15 protein-coding genes are annotated in these 17,748 nt (G+C 57.7%); 13 read left to right on the top strand and 2 right to left on the bottom strand.

The genetic code is table 11. The features are described 5' to 3' along the window. The 3 genes from ABEV74_RS06765 to ABEV74_RS06755 form a co-directional block, all read left to right on the top strand. On the top strand, nucleotides 1–859 hold an 859-nt coding region (locus tag ABEV74_RS06765), incomplete at its 5' end, for an ABC transporter permease (protein WP_430144612.1). A gap of 20 nt (nucleotides 860–879) precedes the next feature. Next, nucleotides 880–1,761 carry a carbohydrate ABC transporter permease gene (locus tag ABEV74_RS06760; protein ID WP_430144610.1) on the top strand — a complete coding sequence of 294 codons (882 nt, stop codon included), beginning with the start codon at nucleotides 880–882 and terminating at the stop codon, nucleotides 1,759–1,761. A gap of 58 nt (nucleotides 1,762–1,819) precedes the next feature. Further along, complete coding sequence (locus tag ABEV74_RS06755) at nucleotides 1,820–2,956, top strand: glycoside hydrolase family 88/105 protein (protein ID WP_430144608.1); 1,137 nt, start codon at nucleotides 1,820–1,822, stop codon at nucleotides 2,954–2,956. A gap of 35 nt (nucleotides 2,957–2,991) precedes the next feature. Here the strand turns inward: ABEV74_RS06755 and ABEV74_RS06750 are convergent, their stop codons facing one another. Continuing rightward, entirely contained in the window at nucleotides 2,992–5,289 is a 2,298-nt protein-coding gene (locus tag ABEV74_RS06750) for a helix-turn-helix domain-containing protein (protein ID WP_430144606.1), read from the bottom strand. A gap of 132 nt (nucleotides 5,290–5,421) precedes the next feature. Here ABEV74_RS06750 and ABEV74_RS06745 point away from each other — a divergent pair, with 132 nt between their 5' ends. The 5 genes from ABEV74_RS06745 to ABEV74_RS06725 all read left to right on the top strand — a co-directional run bounded on the left by ABEV74_RS06745 (nucleotide 5,422) and on the right by ABEV74_RS06725 (nucleotide 12,696). Beyond that, nucleotides 5,422–6,975 (top strand): extracellular solute-binding protein, encoded by a 1,554-nt coding sequence (locus ABEV74_RS06745; protein WP_244863352.1) that lies wholly within the window; start codon nucleotides 5,422–5,424, stop codon nucleotides 6,973–6,975. Between the two features lie 177 nt (nucleotides 6,976–7,152). Beyond that, entirely contained in the window at nucleotides 7,153–8,844 is a 1,692-nt protein-coding gene (locus ABEV74_RS06740; protein WP_430144604.1) for a serine/threonine-protein kinase, read from the top strand. A gap of 23 nt (nucleotides 8,845–8,867) precedes the next feature. Beyond that, the gene (locus tag ABEV74_RS06735; RefSeq protein WP_430144601.1) at nucleotides 8,868–10,433 is read left to right on the top strand and encodes an ABC-F family ATP-binding cassette domain-containing protein; all 1,566 of its coding nucleotides are present in this window, start codon (nucleotides 8,868–8,870) and stop codon (nucleotides 10,431–10,433) included. Between the two features lie 212 nt (nucleotides 10,434–10,645). Next, nucleotides 10,646–11,344 (top strand): response regulator transcription factor, encoded by a 699-nt coding sequence (locus ABEV74_RS06730; protein ID WP_062492928.1) that lies wholly within the window; start codon nucleotides 10,646–10,648, stop codon nucleotides 11,342–11,344. After that, complete coding sequence (locus ABEV74_RS06725) at nucleotides 11,341–12,696, top strand: HAMP domain-containing sensor histidine kinase (protein WP_062492929.1); 1,356 nt, start codon at nucleotides 11,341–11,343, stop codon at nucleotides 12,694–12,696. The genes ABEV74_RS06730 and ABEV74_RS06725 overlap by 4 nt, the downstream gene beginning before the upstream one ends. 92 nt (nucleotides 12,697–12,788) lie before the next feature. On the opposite strand, the gene ABEV74_RS06720 is transcribed toward ABEV74_RS06725, so the two are convergent. Beyond that, a complete protein-coding gene (locus ABEV74_RS06720) occupies nucleotides 12,789–13,268 on the bottom strand; it encodes a C40 family peptidase (RefSeq protein WP_430144596.1) in 480 nt (159 codons plus the stop codon). 185 nt (nucleotides 13,269–13,453) lie between these two features. Between ABEV74_RS06720 and ABEV74_RS06715 the strand changes: the two genes are divergently transcribed. The 5 genes from ABEV74_RS06715 (at nucleotide 13,454) to ABEV74_RS06695 (ending at nucleotide 17,690) form a co-directional block, all read left to right on the top strand. Continuing rightward, nucleotides 13,454–14,314 carry a carbon-nitrogen hydrolase family protein gene (locus ABEV74_RS06715; protein ID WP_430144594.1) on the top strand — a complete coding sequence of 287 codons (861 nt, stop codon included), beginning with the start codon at nucleotides 13,454–13,456 and terminating at the stop codon, nucleotides 14,312–14,314. A 39-nt stretch (nucleotides 14,315–14,353) separates the two neighbouring features. Then, nucleotides 14,354–15,019 carry a GNAT family N-acetyltransferase gene (locus tag ABEV74_RS06710; protein WP_062492932.1) on the top strand — a complete coding sequence of 222 codons (666 nt, stop codon included), beginning with the start codon at nucleotides 14,354–14,356 and terminating at the stop codon, nucleotides 15,017–15,019. 18 nt (nucleotides 15,020–15,037) lie between these two features. Next, nucleotides 15,038–15,706 carry a GNAT family N-acetyltransferase gene (locus ABEV74_RS06705; RefSeq protein WP_213528488.1) on the top strand — a complete coding sequence of 223 codons (669 nt, stop codon included), beginning with the start codon at nucleotides 15,038–15,040 and terminating at the stop codon, nucleotides 15,704–15,706. A gap of 226 nt (nucleotides 15,707–15,932) precedes the next feature. Continuing rightward, nucleotides 15,933–16,709: an MBL fold metallo-hydrolase gene (locus ABEV74_RS06700; protein WP_062492934.1), complete on the top strand. Its 777-nt coding sequence runs from the start codon at nucleotides 15,933–15,935 to the stop codon at nucleotides 16,707–16,709. 636 nt (nucleotides 16,710–17,345) lie between these two features. Further along, a complete protein-coding gene (locus ABEV74_RS06695; protein ID WP_430144590.1) occupies nucleotides 17,346–17,690 on the top strand; it encodes a hypothetical protein in 345 nt (114 codons plus the stop codon). The last annotated feature ends 58 nt before the right edge of the window (nucleotides 17,691–17,748 follow it).

The following is a 17,748-nucleotide window of genomic DNA, read 5'->3' as shown; positions in this document are numbered from 1 at the left end:
AAGAACTTTTCACTGTCCAGTGTATTTTATCATCTTCAAATATGTACCGATGTGGGGACTGGTTATTTCCTTTCAGGACTACCGGCCCTATGAAGGCATATTCGGCAGCGAATGGGTCGGCTTCAAGCATTACGAGCGGCTGTTCACCGATCCTCTGTTCTGGCGCATATTCCGCAATACGATCATGCTGTTCGGATTGAATCTGCTATTTTACTTTCCGCTGCCGATTATCCTTGCCGTCATGCTGAACGAAGTCCGCCTGGCGGCCTTCAAGCGGTTCGTTCAGACGGCGGTATACATCCCCCATTTTATGTCATGGGTGATCATCGTCTCGATCTCCTTCGTCATGCTGACGATGGACGGCGGCATCGTGAACGAAGGACTCGCCTCGCTCGGCCTGGAGAAGCAAAATTTCCTGCTGAACAAAAATTGGCTGCGTCCGATGTATATTTTGCAGGTCATATGGCGGGAGGCCGGCTGGGGCACGATCGTTTATCTGGCCGCGATTGCGGCGATCGACCCGCAGCTGTATGAGGCGGCGCGGATGGACGGCGCCGGACGGTTCCGGCAAATCTGGCATATTACGCTTCCGTCGATCCGCAGCGTCATCGTCGTTCTGCTTATTCTGAAGATCGGCGATGTGCTGGAGCTCGGCTTCGAGCATGTGTACCTGCTGCTCAATTCGATGAACCGCGAGGTGGGCGAAATCTTCGACACCTTCGTCTACACGGCCGGCCTGAGACAGGGGCAGTTCAGCTTCAGCACGGCGGTCGGCTTTTTCAAGTCGTTCGTCGGCCTGCTTCTCGTCATCATAGCCAACTGGCTGGCGAAGAAATTCGGCGAAGAAGGCGTATATTAGGGGAAACGGAGGGAACGGACTTGGTGCAAGACCGAACATTCGGCAGCCGGCTGTTCGATACAGTCAATTACGCTTTGCTGCTCCTGATCGCGCTGATGGCGGTGCTACCGTTCGTTCACGTCATCGCCGGATCGTTCACCACGGTCGGCGAGCTGGCCCGGAAGCGGTTCGTCCTGTTTCCGACCGAGTTTTCGCTCGACGCTTACCGGTACATTTTTTCGACGAACGTCATTTTCCGCAGTCTCGGCGTTTCGGTCGGCGTGACGGCGTTCGGAACGCTGTTCAGCGTGCTGCTGTCCTGTCTGATGGCATACGGGCTGTCGCGCAAGGACGTGCCCGGCCGGCGGATCATCATGTTCATGGTCGTCTTCACGATGCTGTTCAGCGGCGGCATGATCCCGACATTTATCGTCGTGAAGGCGCTCGGATTGATCGACTCCTATCTGGCGCTTGTCGTGCCGTCGGCCATTAACGCATTCAATCTCATCATTTTGCGCAGCTTCTTCCTTAATCTCCCGGACGGTCTGGAGGAATCGGCGAAGATCGACGGATGCAGCGATTGGGGCATTCTGTTTCGCATCGTCATCCCCTTGTCGATGCCGGCCATCGCGACGGTCTCGCTGTTCTACGCGGTCACCTACTGGAATACGTATTTGCCGGCCATTCTATATCTGGACAGCGCGGAGAAGTGGCCGGTTCAGGTGCTGCTCCGGCAGATCGTCATTCTGGCCAGCGGGATATCGGCGGATACCTCCGGCTTCGCAGACGACTTCATCACGCCGCCCGATCAGACGATCAAGATGGCTGTCATAGTCGTGGCCACCGTTCCGGTGCTGCTGGTATATCCGTTTTTGCAAAAATATTTCGACAAAGGCGCGCTTCTCGGGTCGATCAAAGGATAGCGGCATCCGTTATGATGAAGCGGGCAAGCAAGCTCTGGGAGAGGAGACGAAGCAAGACATGAAAAAACAGTCTGCCGATACGAAGCATGTGAACGCGGCGGCGGAATCCGTATGCCCGCCTCTCAAATGGGCTGCGGCCGCATGCGATTCCTTGATGAACCGGTATCAGCCGCTGGAGCTGCCGCCAGCGAACCGGTGGCATTATCATCAGGGGGTATTTCTTGCAGGCATGCTCGAGGTGTGGAAGGAGACCGGCGACGACCGATATGTGGAATATGTCCGGGAATATGCGGACGGCCTGATCGATCCGCACGGCAATCTGTACATGCGGCGGGACGAGCTGGACGCCATCCAGGCGGGGCTGCTGCTGCTGGAGCTGGACGAGCGGTACGGCGCCGAAGACGGGCGCTACCGCATCGCGGCCGCCAAGCTGCGGGGGCTGTTCGATACGCTGAACCGGACGAGCGAGGGCGGCTTCTGGCACAAGGATAAATATCCGTACCAGATGTGGTTGGACGGCCTGTACATGGGCGGCGTATTTGCGGTCCGCTACGGTATGCGGTACGGCGAACGCGGCCTGGCGGATATGGCGGTTCGCCAGGAGCGCCTTATGCGCTCCCATATGAAGGACGAACGGACCGGACTGTATTTCCATGCCTGGGACGAGAAACGGCAGATGCCGTGGGCGGATCCGGCAACCGGCTGTTCAACCGAGCTGTGGGGCCGCTCGCTTGGCTGGTACGGGCTGGCGCTGACTGACTTCCTGGAAGCGCTGCCGGACGATCATCCGTCACGGGAAGAGCTCTCCCGGGTGCTGGGCGAATTCGTTCACGCGCTCGTCCGCTTCCAGCACCGGGAAAGCGGTCTGTGGTTTCAGGTGGTCGACAAGGGCGACCGGCCCGACAATTGGCTGGAGACATCCTGTTCGAGTCTGTTCGTCTGCGCGATGGCCCGGGCGGTACGGTTCGGCTGCGCCGGCGCGCCCGTATGGGAAGCGGCGCAGGCCGGCTACGAAGGCTTGCTGCGCATCCTGAAGGCCGACGAGCATGGACTGGTCGTGCCGGCGATCTGCATCGGCACGTCGGCCGGCGACTATGGCCACTACGTATCGCGGCCGGCCGTCGATAATGATCTGCACGGCGTCGGCGCCTTTGTGCTGGCGTGCAAGGCGGTGCATGATGCGATGAAGCCGTAGCCGCCGCGCAGCCGGAAACGGGAGAGAGGGCGCTTTCAGGCGCCGTACGTCTCCCGGTACTTCCCGGGCGTAACGCCTTCCATCTTGCGGAAGGAACGGATAAAGTTCTGGGCATTGTTGTACCGCAGCTTCTCCGAAATTTCCTTGACCGACATTTCCGTTTCGGTGAGCCACCTGACGGCGATGCGGTGCCGGTGCCTGGCCAAATATTCGCTGAAGGAGATGCCGGTTTCCTTCCGGAAGACGCCGCTGATGTAATTCGGATTGTAATGCAGCCTTGCGGCAATCCCTTCGAGCGTAATGTCCCGGTCGAATTCCTCGTGAATGATGCGGATAATCCGTTCGGATATGTTCCGGTATTGGGAGGCGGTCCTTTCCTCGATCGCGCAGATCAGCGGTTCGATGATCGCCTCCCTGAACCAGCTCCGGATCTCCTTCGGCGACCGCAGGCGGAACAGGTGATCGAACAACGAAGGATTGTCGGCGAACTCCACATAATGGATGCCCAAAGAATGCGACAGATGAATCAGGTCGATCAGCATGCGCGCCGTCCACAGCTCGAAGTCATGCGGTCCGAGACGTTGACGGAACAGATGCCCGAACAGTTCGTTCAGCACTTCGTCGGTCTTGCGCCTGTCCGCCAGCTTGATCGCGTCGTTCAGCTCGCTCTGCAGATGAGCGGGAAAGTAAGTGGCAAGCGCATATTTTTGCGGCAGATCGCGATAGAAGACGATCGCGCTGTCGCCAAGCCGGATTCGGTGCTTCAAGGCTTCCAACGCCTCCAGCAGCGCATTGTTCGCATTGGCGGGCTCCGTATGCACGCCGCTGATGCCGAAGCTGACCGACAGCTGGAGCACCTGGCGGATGGCTGCCTGCACGGTCGCGGCCTTCTTGTTCAGCGCTTCGAAAAACGTATCGCGGTCCGTCTCCTGCCGGTTGACGACGAGCGTAACCTGAGACTGATCGAGAATAACAGGGGTGAAGCGTTCATCCGCCGGTATGATCTCCTCCACAATATTGTTCACGGCGAACAGCAGCAGATCGACGTCTTTCGGTTCATAAGGGGTGCCGTCCAGCGTATCGATGCGCAAGGCGGCGACGGCATAACCGCCTGACGGGACCGGGTAGCCGAGCGAGACGATCCGTTCGCGGAGCGCGTGCCGGCCAAGCGCATGACCGCCCTGAACGAGCTTCATCGTGAACAGCGCCTTCACCTGCTCCGCCTGAGCTTCTATCCGCTCCTTCAGCTCGGTCTTCTCTTGCACGACACGCCGGATCTGTTCGGCCAGATAGGTGAAGTCGTCCGTTTCCCTCTTCTCCCGGGAAGGGAAAAACTGGGACGCCAGCTGAAGCAGTCGGCCGACCGGACGATACAGCCGGTGCGAGCCGATCCAGGTAGCGAGCAGCGCGAGCAGCAGCAACGCCAGGCAGATCAGGCCGGTGAACCAGCCGATGGAACGGGAATCTTTCGTCAGCTCCTTCACGGATATGATGGATACGTAGGTCCATCCGTTGTAATCGGACTTGCGGAAGGTAACCGAATATTCGCCTTCTTTCAATACCGTTCTGAACTGGTCATGAACGGATGCCGAGCGGCCGATCTCCCGGTACAGAATGGGGTAGGCCGTCTCCGGGAGCAGGCCGGCATTCTCGTGAAGGACGGTCCTGCCCCGATCGTCGAGAATGAGCACTGTCTCGCTGCTCTTGTCGTACGAGATGAGCTCGCTTATGGTGCACGAAGGGATGCTTGCCATAGCCAGCCCGTGCTTGCCGGCCGATGTGAGCGGCAGCTTCTTGACCAAATTGAACTGGACGCCGCACCGCTTTGCGGAAGGGACCGGTACGGCCGCCTCCTCCGGCGTCTCGGCAAGCCAAAGCGAGTCGGCGGTGTTCGCGAAATAATCGAGCAGCTTGTCCCGATCGGCAATCTCATGCAATCGGTAGAGGCCGGAGTTGTCGATATACCAGTCTTTCGCCGTACTGAGCAATATGAAGTTTTCGATCCCGGTGTCAAAAGTCTGCAGATGATTGACTTCTTTCCGGATTTGATTAAATAATTGAAATTGATCGACCGTAAGCGGTTCCAACATGGTTGACTTCAATAAAGCGGAGTTGACAAAGTACGTCATGGAATGATCGACAGTCTTCATCAACTGCTCGACATTCGTCTGAATCTGCCGCAGCTGCTGCAGCTTGCTGTCATGGGCTTGCCGCTGGATCGTATCGGACGTCTTCATATAAGAGAAGAAGCCGACGATGACGACCGGCAGCGCGCTGATCAGCAGACCGAACAGCAGCATGCGTATGAAGTACGAATTCGACTTTTTGCTCATGCGAACCTCCCGCATCTTCTGCATCGCGACATCGACCGGCGGCCGGAAGGGCCAGCCGGATTCGAAAACGCTTTCTTTATATGCAGTATACCAAAAGTTCCCCGATGCAGGGGAGAAGGACGGTGATCCGAAATGACGAATTGGGGGAAAATGCTGATCTGGTCAACCGCTATTCTGGCTGCTGCCGCCGTTGTCGCGGCGATGGCCGCTATCTACCCGGGCAGGTTGCCGGATTCCGCCGCGAATGATGCCGCCGGCGTCGGATCGGAGCCGGTCTTGTCATGGACCGCCATTCTGTACACGGACGCTCCGCCTGATGACACCGTCCTCCGCGAGATCGAACGCAGGACGAACACCCGCCTTGCCATTACATGGGTGCCGGATAATGTGAAGGAGGAAAAAATCGACATCGCGCTTGCCACCAACCGCCTGACGGACATTTTTACCGTTCAAAATTTGCGCAGCACGGCCTTTCTTAAAGCGGTCAGAGCGGGAAGCTTCTGGGAGATCGGCCCCTATCTGCAGGACTATCCCAATCTGTCGCGGATGTCGCCCGACATTCTCCGCAATATCGCGATCGACGGCAAAATATACGGCATATACAGGGAGCGCGACTTATCGCGTCAAGGGGTCATCTACCGCGAGGACTGGCTGGCAGCGCTGGGGCTGGCCGCTCCGTCAACGACCGGGGAGCTGTACGAGGTGATGAGAGCTTTCACCGAGGACGATCCGGACGGCAACGGCAAGCGGGACACCTATGGGCTGGCCGACCGCAACGACCTGAAATACGGAGCGTTCAAGACGCTGTCCTCCTATTTCAATACGCCCAATGAATGGGGAGAGCGGAACGGGAAGCTGCTGCCCGAATTTATGTTCGACGGCTATCTCGAAACGATGCGCTTTATGCGCAGCCTGTACGAGAACGGACTGATGAACGCGGAGTTCGCCATTACGAGCAAGCAGCGGCAATGGGCGGAATTTACGGAAGGCCGGGCAGGCATCTATATCGGCAATCTCGACGACGCCCGCAATCTGTATGCAGCCGCGGCGAAGCTCAATCCCGGCGTAAAGGTGAATATGACAAACCGGATCGCCGGACCCGACGGACGCCATCATGTCTGGTCGCATGCCGGCCATAACGGCATGTTCGTGTTTCCCAAATCGGCCGTGCGGACGGAAACGGAGCTCAAGGAGATTCTCGCATTCTTTGACCGGCTGTCCGAGCCGGACATGTACAATTTGCTCAATTACGGCATCGAAGGCGTTCATTACCGGGTCGTTGACGGCCAATACGTCGAATTTCTGAAAGGCGCTTCGGAGCTGAAAGAGCGGGAGGTAAGGCCGCTTGTATCGCTGATGGGAATGGGGAAGCCTTCCCTGAAGCCCTATGGGGATCCGCTCAAGGCGCGAAGCGATGCGCTGAACGAGGACAACCTGTCGATTGCCGTTCGTAACCCCGCTGCGGCGCTTGAATCCGAAACGCTGAGCAATCAGGGCGAGGAACTGCGAAGCTTGATCGAGGAGGCAACGTATCTGTTTATTCTTGGCAAGCTTGATGAAGACGGCTTTCGGGAAGCGGTCGACCGCTGGCGCTCTGCCGGAGGGGATCGGGCGATCCGCGAAATCAACGAGGCGCATGCCGCTGCCCGAGGTTACGAAACGAACGGGTTCGGGCTTTTCCATTAGGAGAATCTGTTATATAATACATAAATAAGAACCGGGCAAGCACGCATTTTACGCGAGCGTAGCCCCGATATCGGTTAACGGGAAAGCATCCCGCCTGCATCAGCGCCATTCGGCGCAGCAGGCGGGATGCTTGTTTTTTGCGTAAATCCGGATTAACTGAAAAAGGAGCGGATGATCGTGACGGTATGGCGGAAGGACAACCCGGAAACAGCGTATCTGACGGAAGGGGCGTGGAGCGAAGAAGCGAAGGCGTGGACCGTCGGTTCGGTCATTGGCGGCCGTTACCGGATCGTCGCCCCGATCGGCAAGGGCGGGATGGGGACGGTCTACGCGGCGGAGGACCTGCGCCTGAACGGCAAGCTCCGCGCGCTCAAGGTAACGGTTGCGCCCCCGGAGGAGCGCGACAGATTCGCCGAGGAAGCTTGGATGCTGATGCGGCTCAGCCATCCGAATTTGCCGGCGATTACCGATTATTATCCGCCTGACGAGCAGGGGCGGGAAGCGATCGTCATGGATTTCATAGAAGGCGAGACGCTGGCGGAACGCCACCGGGCGAACGGAAACCGGATGCCGTTCGCGGAATCGGTCGCCATCGCGCTCCAGCTGTGCAGCGCGCTCTCCTATATGCACGGGCAGTCGCCGCCCATCATCCATCGCGATCTGAAGCCGTCCAACGTCATGATCGACCGCTCCGGCCATGTCCGGCTGATCGACTTCGGCATCGCCCGGCTGTTCAAGCAAGGCAGCCGTCAGGATACGTTCCTGCTTGGGACGCCGGGCTTCGCGGCGCCGGAACAGGAGGGCGACGGGCAGAGCGATGCGCGTACGGATATTTACGGTCTGGGCGCACTGCTTCATTATTTGCTGTACGGTACCGCCGTTCGCCGCCAGGACCGTTCGTCCGCGGCATTGCCGCCGCTTCAGCCGGATGCGCCCGATCAATTCCGGGACGTGCTCCGGAAGCTGCTCGAGCCCCGACCGGAACGCCGGTATCCGACGATGGCCGCCGCCGGCGAGGCGATCCGGGCGGCAGCGGGTGCGGCTGTGCCGCCCGCCTGGGGCAAGGCGGAGCCGTATTCGCCGGCACGCACGCGGGGACCGCTGGTCGCGATCGCCTCGCTCACACCGGGCGCAGGCGCTTCCTTCCTTGCCGTTACGCTTGTCCGTCTCCTTGCCGCGGCGGGAATCGTTTGCGATGCGGTGGAATCGCCGGACGCCGTACCGGAATGGGATGCGCTGCTTGGCAGCGATGCGGCGTCGGGAGACGATCTGCCGGTTCCTGACCCGCGCTACCGGCTGCGCCGCCGCTGGGGAATCCGCTGGTTCACGCGGCTGCCGCAGCCTCCTGCCGAGATCGCCAATGCCGAGCTGCGTTTCCGGATTATGCTGGAGCGGCACCGCGGCGCGGCGGTCGTCCTCGATCTGTCGAGCCGCTGGACGGAGGCCGCCGTGCGCGAATGGATGCGCCGCGCCGATCTCGTCCTGTTCGTGGCCGACCCGTACGTTTCCCGCTGGACGGACGCGGCGCTGCGCTCGGCGCGTACGCTGGCCGCGGAGCGGAAGGAAGGACGGCTTCCGACCGTCTGGATCGCGAACAAGGATGCCGACTTTCGCTGTCGGGCCGACTGGCTGCGGATGTTTCCGGACAAGCCGGCTGCGGTCGTTCCCCGTTTCGGCGAGCGCGATATGCTGAATGCGCTGTGGGCGGGAGAATGGGTGACGGATCGGAAGGCCGCCGCGAAAACCGCCGCGAAGTCGCTCGCGCCGATTACGGAGAAAATCCGCGCCCTGGCCGAACAGTCCGCTGACGCAAAACCGCATCAGGTATGGTACAATAGATCGAACGAAAGACGCGACCTGATTTTTTGAAGAATGGAGCTATTCGAATCATTATGAGTTTATTGACTGTAGAACAATTATCCCACAGTTTCGGAGACCGTATATTGTTCAAGGAAGTTTCGTTCCGCCTGCTCGCGGGCGAGCATGTCGGGCTGGTCGGAGCGAACGGAGCCGGCAAATCGACATTGATGAATATTTTGACCGGCCATGTGCTGAAGGACAGCGGAAAAGTCGAATGGACCCCGAAAGTTCGCTACGGCTATCTGGACCAGCATACGAAACTGGAGCCGGGCAAGACGATACGCGACGTGCTGCGGGACGCCTTCTCCCATCTGCTGACGCTGGAGCGGGAGCTTGAGGAAGTGACGGCCCGGATGGCCGACGCCGATCCGGATCAGCTGGAGCTGCTGCTCGAGCGGATGGGCGAAATCCAGGAAGAGCTGGAGATCGGCGATTTCTACCTGCTGGATGTGAAAGTGGAGGAGATGGCCAACGGGCTGGGGCTCAGCGCCATCGGGCTCGATCGGGACGTCGCTACGCTCAGCGGCGGACAGCGGACGAAAGTGCTGCTCGCCAAGCTGCTGCTGGAGAAGCCGACGGTCTTATTGCTGGACGAACCGACGAACTATTTGGACGAGGAGCATATTGCATGGCTGACGGGCTACCTGAAATCGTATCCCCATGCCTTTATCCTCATCTCTCACGATACCGGGTTTATGAACGAGGTCGTCAATGTCATTTATCATCTCGAGTTTGCGAAGCTGACCCGTTATTCCGCCAACTACGAGAAGTTTCTGGAGATGGCGGAGATCAATAAAGCCCAGCATATCGAAGCGTATGAAAAGCAGCAGGAATATATCCGGAAGCAGGAAGATTTCATCCAGCGGAACAAAGCCCGGGCATCGACGTCGGGCCGCGCCAAGAGCCGGGAGAAGCAGTTGGAGAGGCTGGAGCGCATTGATCGGCCGGAGGAAGCGCCGAAGCCGACATTTCATTTCCGCGAATCCCGCGCGAGCGGCAAGACGGTGTTTCAGGCCGAGGGCCTGTCGATCGGTTATGACCGGCCGCTCTTGCCGAGCATGAATGTGCTGATCGAGCGGGGCGACAAAATCGCGGTTGTCGGCTGCAACGGCGTCGGCAAGTCGACGCTGCTCAAGACGATACTCGGCGTCATCCCGCCTCTCGGCGGGGAAATCTATCGCGGAGACTATCTGTACCCGGCTTATTACCAGCAGGAAATGAAACCTCCGTCTGCCACGCCTCTCGAGGACGTGTGGAACGAGTTTCCGGGGATGAACCAGCATGAGGTGCGGGCGGCGCTCGCCCGGTGCGGGCTCAAAAACGAGCATATTACACGCAGCTTGAGTCAGCTGAGCGGCGGCGAGCAGGCCAAGGTGCGGCTGTGCAAGCTGATGCTGCGGGAAAGCAACTGGATTCTGTTCGACGAACCGACCAACCACCTCGATATTGTGGCGAAGGCGGAGCTGAAGCGGGCGCTGCAAGCCTATCGGGGGACGATCGTTCTCGTCTCCCACGAGCCGGAATTTTACGAGGACTGGGTGACGAAAATTTGGGACGTTGAAGCATGGTCGGCCTCCGGCATGCCGTCCGTTCATTAGAATCGCCTAACTTGTTTTTCTAAAACGCGTAATTTATGATGAAAATGGACATACGATCAATGAAACATTTTTCATGAATCCGGACTCCGATACGATAGGCGCAAGACGTCTTTGCCGCCGTTTCCGGACAGGCAAGGCGTCTTGCCGCGCGATTCAATAACGGCATAAAAAACGACCAAAAGAACCGGTCATGGAAGTAGGTGGACAACAAGATGAAAGAGCGCATACTCGTCATCGAGGACGAAGAGAGCATATCTCGCATATTGCAGCTGGAGCTGGAGCACGACGGCTACACGGTCGGTTGCGCTCTTGACGGCAAAACCGGTCTCGAGATGGCTTCGTCGGGCGAATGGGATCTGGTGCTGCTTGATGTCATGCTGCCGGAGATGAACGGCATCGAGGTGCTTCGCAGGCTGCGTCAGGCGGGCAACCCGATTCCGGTTATTTTGCTGACGGCCCGCGATACCGTGCCGGACAAGGTCAGCGGGTTCGAGCATGGCGCCAACGATTATATAACGAAGCCTTTCGCCGTGGAAGAGCTGCTGGCGCGAGTGCGCAATTTGCTGCGCATTTTCCAGCAAAATCCGCGGGAGTCGGAAGGCTCCGACGTAATCCGAATCGGCGATTTGTCGATCGAGTTGCGCACGCGCAAAGTGTACCGCAAAGAACTCGCGATCGATTTGACGCCCCGCGAATTCGAGCTGCTCGTGTACCTGGCCGAACATAAAAACCAGGAGAAGTCGCGGGAAGAAATTTTGTCCGAAGTGTGGGGCTACGATTTTGTCGGGGAGACCAACCTGGTGGACGTGTATATCCGCTATTTGCGCCAAAAGCTCGACAAGGGCTTCCGGCATAAGCTCATTCATACGATTCGCGGCGTCGGTTATATGATGAAGGAGCCGGATGCATGACGCTCCGCAAGCGGTTTACCCTTTTTACGATATTTTGGCTTATTTTCATTTTGCTTTTGTTTAACATTTTCGTCTATTTGTTCGTCATCAACATTACGACGCGCAGCGAAGAGCAGTTATTGTCCAACAAAGTCAATCTGTTGCTGGAAAATGCGCATATGAGGATGGAAAGCCAGCTCGACAATCCGGATCTGCTTCGCGAATATTACAACGTGAACGAGCTGATCCGGATTGTGACGCCGGACGGGCGCGTCGTCAACGTGCAAGGCTCCGATCCCGAGCTGCTCGCGCTGCCGTCGTCGTTTCACCGGACGCATCAATCGGGTATGACCTCGGTCGGCGGCAAGCGCGTGCTGTATATGCGCGTGCCTTTGTTTGATAACGGCGAAATTATTGGCATGCTGGAAGTGAACCGGAAGCTCAATTCGCTCGACAGCTATTTGCAAATATTGGTTGCCGCGCTGAGCGTGACGAGTGCCGGAGCGATATTGTTTGCGATTTTCGGCACATATTGGTTCACGTCCCGGCTGACCGCGCCGATCCAGCATATGGTGCAGACGATGCGGGAAATCGACCGGAGCGGCAAGCTGCAGAAGATCGAGCTGAAGAACAAGGACGAGTCGGCCGAACTGCAGCAGCTTGTCCGGGCGTTCAACCAGATGATCGACCGGCTGGACAGGACGTTCGCGCGGCAGAAGCAGTTCGTCGCGGACGCTTCGCACGAACTGAAGACGCCGCTGACCGTCATCAGCAGCTATGCCGGCATGCTGAAACGATGGGGCCGAGACGATGCGAAGGTGCGGGATGAGGCGATCGAGGCGATTCACAAGGAATCGCAGCGGCTGCAAAATTTGACCAAGTCGATGCTGACGCTGGCCGAGGCGGAGCAGGAGGATTGGCTCAATCTGGAGACGTTCGATGTCGTGCAGCTGGCCGACGAAACGGCAAGCATGCTCCATACGACGTTTCAAAGGGAAATTCGCGTCAATGCCGTCTCGGGTCAGGTCCGCTTGAACGGGGACAAGGACAAAATACGGCAGTTGCTCGTCATCCTGCTTGACAATGCGATCAAGTACAGCAAGGACCCGATCGACGTAACCGTTTCGCAGGTGAAGCAAACGGTCCGCATTCATGTCACCGATAAGGGGATCGGCATTCCGGAGAACGAAATTCCGCATCTGTTCGAACGTTTTTATCGCGTGGACGGTGCGCGCAGCCGGGCGACCGGCGGCGTCGGACTCGGGTTGTCGATCGCGAAGCGGATTGTCGACATGCATGGCGGCCAAATCGACGTCTTCAGCAAACCCGGAAAAGGCACGACGATTACGCTGCAGTTTCCGCAACATAGATAAGCCGGAAAGCTTGGCGCTTTCCGGCTGGACGGGCGGATTTTACGCCGCCCTTTCGTTTGTCGCGATTCCATTTTTCGTTTTCCGTTCGGACGTCAATTCAGCACCCGGCGCGCCGTCACGTACTTGCTTTTCCAGTAGGTGGAGTTAATGCTGGTGATGGTGATCCCTTTGCTGGAAGAGCTGTGCAGCATTTGATTGTTCCCCGCATATATGCCGACATGGCTGATCCGGCTTCCCGACGTCCGGAAAAAGACGAGGTCGCCCATGCTCAAATAGCCTTTATCCACCTTGACTCCTTTGGAAGCTTGCGCGACCGCGGTGCGAGGCAGCGAAACCTCATACTTTTTAAAGACGAACTGGGTAAAAGAAGAGCAATCGAATGCATATGTAACGCCGCTTGGCGCGCCGAAACGGTAAGGTACGCCCAAATATTTTTTACCGTAGTTTATAAGCTCTATCGATTTGGGGGTTGCCGCGTCTGCTTTTGAATTCGAAGTCGCCGCAACCGCCGTAAATCCGATGGCGGCGCAAAGGCTTGCGCTCACAATCCGCTTAATCCACTTTTTGCGCATGACGTGTTGTTTTTCCCTCCATCACGATGTAGTATATTTGTGATCTAACTATAACACATCGCCGATCGACCATAAGTTTCCATGAAGAAGCGCAATGTCGATCGCCGTTGAGGTTGAATACCTTTATGAGAATGACGTGAAAATTTTCTCATTATTGGTTTGCAATATGGAAGGGTGGGTATAAAATGAAATTTCGTGTCGCCGCAGTTCAATACAAGCTGGAAGATATCGCTTCGTTCGGACAGTTCGCCGATCAGGCGGAGCATTACGTTCGCAACGCATCCGAATACGGCGTAAACGTCGTGCTGTTTCCCGAATTTATGACGACGCAGCTCTTGTCCATCGGGGACGGGACAGGGAAAGCGCTGCCGATCGAGCGGCTGCCCGAATTTACGGACGAATACGTCCGATTGTTCGGCCGCCTGGCCGCTGCATATGACATGCATATCGTCGGCGGGACGCATGTTATCGATGCGGGCGGCGGCAAGCGAAGAAATGCGGCGCATCTGTTCCATCCGGACGGCCGGGTCGACGTTCAGCCCAAGCTCCATTTGACGCCGACCGAGGTGGCGGAATGGAATATGTCGCCGGGGGAAGGGCTGGAAGTGTTCGAAACGCCTTACGGCACAGTCGCCATGCTGACCTGCTACGATATCGAGTTTCCGGAAATCGTCCGCATGGCCCGCGCCAAAGGGGCGGATGTCATCTTTTGCCCGTCCTGCACGGACGACCGTCACGGTTTCTTCCGAGTTCGGTACTGCTGCCATGCCCGCGCGGTGGAAAACCAGGTTTATATTGTCACGACAGGGACGGTCGGTTCTCTTCGTACCGTCGATTTCATGCGCGCCAATTACGGGCAGGCGGCGGTCATTGCGCCGAATGACATTCCATTCCCGCCGGCGGGGATTATCGCGGAAGGCGAAATTAACGACGATATGCTCGTCGTGGCCGATCTCGATTTGAAGCTGCTTGAAGAGGTGCGCGCGGCCGGCTCCGTGACGACGTGGCGGGATCGCCGGACCGATCTGTATCCGGATTGGTCGTAAGCGGGCCATCGCGGAGCCGATGATACGGGAGGATCGCAAATGCGAAAAGAAATGTACGTGTATCGGGACGGCGTTCCGGAGCGAATCGTCATCCGGTCATATGGGGAACGGGATTTTTCCGCGCTGATTGACATTCAGAGGGTCAGCTTCCCGCCGCCGTTTCCCGAAGAATTGTGGTGGAACGAGGAGCAGTTGTCCGAGCATGTCGAACGCTTCCCGGAGGGAGCGCTATGCGCCGAGGCCGAGGACGGGCGTCTGATCGGCTCGATGACAGGTCTAATCGTGCGGCTGGACGACTATGGGCATGCTCATGACTGGCAGACGATAACGGACGGCGGGTATATCCGCAATCACCGCCCGGACGGCGATACGTTATATGTCGTCGATATTTGCGTTATTCCCGAATACCGGAAGGCGGGAATCGGGAAGTGGCTGATGCAGTCGATGTACGAGACGGTCGTTCATCTCGGATTGAAGCGGCTGCTGGGCGGCGGGCGGATGCCGGGCTACCATAAATATGCGGATGTGGCGACACCCGCGGAATATGTGGACAATGTCGTAAAAGGCGTATGGAAAGACCCGGTCATCTCTTTTTTGCTGCGCTGCGGACGGATTCCGGTCGGCATAGCCGAACATTATTTAGATGACGAGGAATCGCTGCATCACGCCGTATTGATGGAATGGAAAAATCCGTTTCAATCATAAACAAAGGAGTGAGTCTGTTTGGAATACCGTCGCATAACGTCACTGCAAGATCCGCTGTTCGCACAGCTCCACCGGCTTCTTCAGGAAGTGTTCCCGCCCGAAGAAGTGCTTGCCTACGATTTGTGGAAGGAGCCGCTGGAAGATCCGGGCATCCACGTATACGTAGCCGTACATAACGGGGAAGTCGTCGGCGCTACCGAATACCGCTATTACCCGGATTTGAAGGTGGCGATGACCGATTTTACCGTTATCGGCAAGCCTTCGATGGGGATCGGCCGGTTTCTGCTATGCCGCCGGGAGAGCGATCTGCGGCGGCTCGCAGAACAGTCGGGCACGACATCGATCGGAATGTTCGCGGAAGTGTACGATCCTTATCAATTTCATTATGAATTCGGCGGCCTGACCCCGATGAACCCGTACGTCCGCCGGGAAGTGCTGTCCCATATCGGCTACAAAAAGCTGCAAATTCCGTATGTTCATCCTTCCTGGGATCACGAGGGAAGCGCGGTGACCGGACTTGATCTTTGTTTCCTGCCCGCCGACGACGAGCTCGATTCGCTTCCGGCATCGCTCATCGTCAATTTCCTTGAACGCTATTATTCGGCTTTGCCGAACAAGCCGGATGAATGGTACAAGATGATCGAAGATCTGCGGAAGCAGGACAAGATCGAGCTGTTGCCGCTGTAACGGCCCGCTCATTCCCATGCCCGTCCGAAAGGCCGGTCCGAACCGGTCCGGTTGCCGGTTCGAAATGCAAGGGACTGGCCGGAAGAAGGCGGAGTTTTAGCTTATGCTTTCGAAGTAACTTTGCTGCGCAAAGTTGAGCCTATGCTTTCGAAGTAACTTTGCTGCGCAAAGTTGAGTCTATGCTTACGAAGTAACTTTGCTTCGCAAAGTTTTAGGAGAACTGAAGATGACGACCATAACGTTTCGGGGAACCGGCGATTCGATGGGTGTGCCCCGGGTTTACTGCGATTGCGCGGTTTGCGAGGAAGCGCGTGCGACCGGGCGCAACCGGCGGCTTCGCTCGCTCGTCCAGATCGACGATCCGTCGCTCGGCACGGTTCTCATCGACTGCGGACCCGATTGGAGGCGCCAGATGGAGGCGGCCGGACTGCGGCGGGTCGACGTCATATTGCTGACGCATGCCCATTTCGATCATATCGGCGGTCTTGCGGAATGGGCCGATGCCTGCCGCTGGACGAAGGAACGCGGTCTGGCTTACGCCCCCGCCGAAGTGATCGAGGAGGTGCTGGCGCGGTTTCCGTGGCTCGGCCGGCATATTGACTTTCGGCCGCTCAGCCGAGAGGAGACGCTCGGCCGGTGGACCGTTGCGGCATGGAAGGTCAATCACGGCAAGAACGGTTACTCGTACGCGTATCGTTTCGATCGCCCGAACGGCGGTCCCGCTTGGGTCTATTGCCCGGATGCGATCGGTTTGACGGAAGAAATGCTCCGGCCAATGCGCGGTTTGGACCTGTTGGTGCTCGGGACGAGCTTCTATCATGAACCGTACCCGTACGAAACCCGATCCGTCTATGATGTGACGGAGGCGCTTGAGCTCGCAGCTGAGCTCCGTCCCCGCCGGATGGTGCTCACCCATCAGTCGCATGACATTGACTTAAGACGGGACTACGGGCTGCCGGCACATGTGGCATTTGCCGAAACCGGCATGACCGTTACGCTATGAAGAGCGGGCGGGACAAGCTGCGGAGCCGGGCATATTCGGACCGGACCTCGATTGTTTCCGCGCAGGCAAGTCCCGCTCGGGCCGTCCCGCCCGCGGTTGACATCGGGGCTGGATGGAAGTAAAATATTGACAGGGATGTCGTTTCCCGTTTTGTCAGATGCAGTCGGATATGAATGGTAAAGGGGAAATTTTGATGACCGTGGTGTTCTTAACTCGTAATCGGATATTCGCGAAAGTACGTTCGAATCGGGAAAGCTGATGCTTCGATAGGCTGGAAGCGTCAGTGTGTTTCGTTATTCCCGTTTTCGTTCTGCGTCATTTCGCGGCCAGAGTTAAGAACATGGAGTTTTCCGCCCGAACGGTCGTCGTTTACGGAAGCGGTACAATCGCCGTGCTCTTGCAGCACGGCTTTTTTAGGCTTACGGCATATGGAACGTTGCGCGGCTTGCCAGCCGCCTTCTGTCCGTACGGCCTCGCCGCTCCCGGAACGAGTACGCTCGCAGGAGGGGACGCGCCGCGTTCCGCTCCTGTTTTTTTGTTCCATACGGGCACGGACATCCCGCGGGAGGCGATTCCGTTCATTCTTGGCTCCGGTTCGCGAAACACAGATAAAAAGGTGAAAGGTGGAGCAAACGAATGAATGCGTCTACGTTGGAACGACTGGAGTATAACCGTATCCGCGCCATGATGGCCGATTATACCGTCGGTCCGGAAGGGAGGCAACTCGCGGAACGGCATGGGCCGGAAACGGACCCGAAGCGCGTTCGCGCATGGCTGAACGAAACAAGCGAAGCCGCGGCGCTGCTGGCGACGGGGGCAAGCGTGCCGCTGTCGGCCATGGAAGGGGTCGGACCGCTGCTGAGTCTGCTCGGCAAAAGCAAAATTTACAACGAGCAGGAGCTTGGTTATTTATCGGCATGGCTTCAAGCCATTGCGCAAATGAAGCGTTACATGAACGGCAAGCGCATAAAACAAGGGTAACTATCTCGGGAAATAATGTCACAGTGGATGTTTCCAGTAGTTGAGTCCGTATAATTGT

The organism is Paenibacillus cisolokensis (assembly GCF_050481165.1).
GTDB lineage: Bacteria > Bacillota > Bacilli > Paenibacillales > Paenibacillaceae > Paenibacillus_AH > Paenibacillus_AH cisolokensis.
The sequence above is the reverse complement of the archived record's forward strand: the minus strand, read 5'-3'. Positions and strand labels throughout refer to the sequence as shown.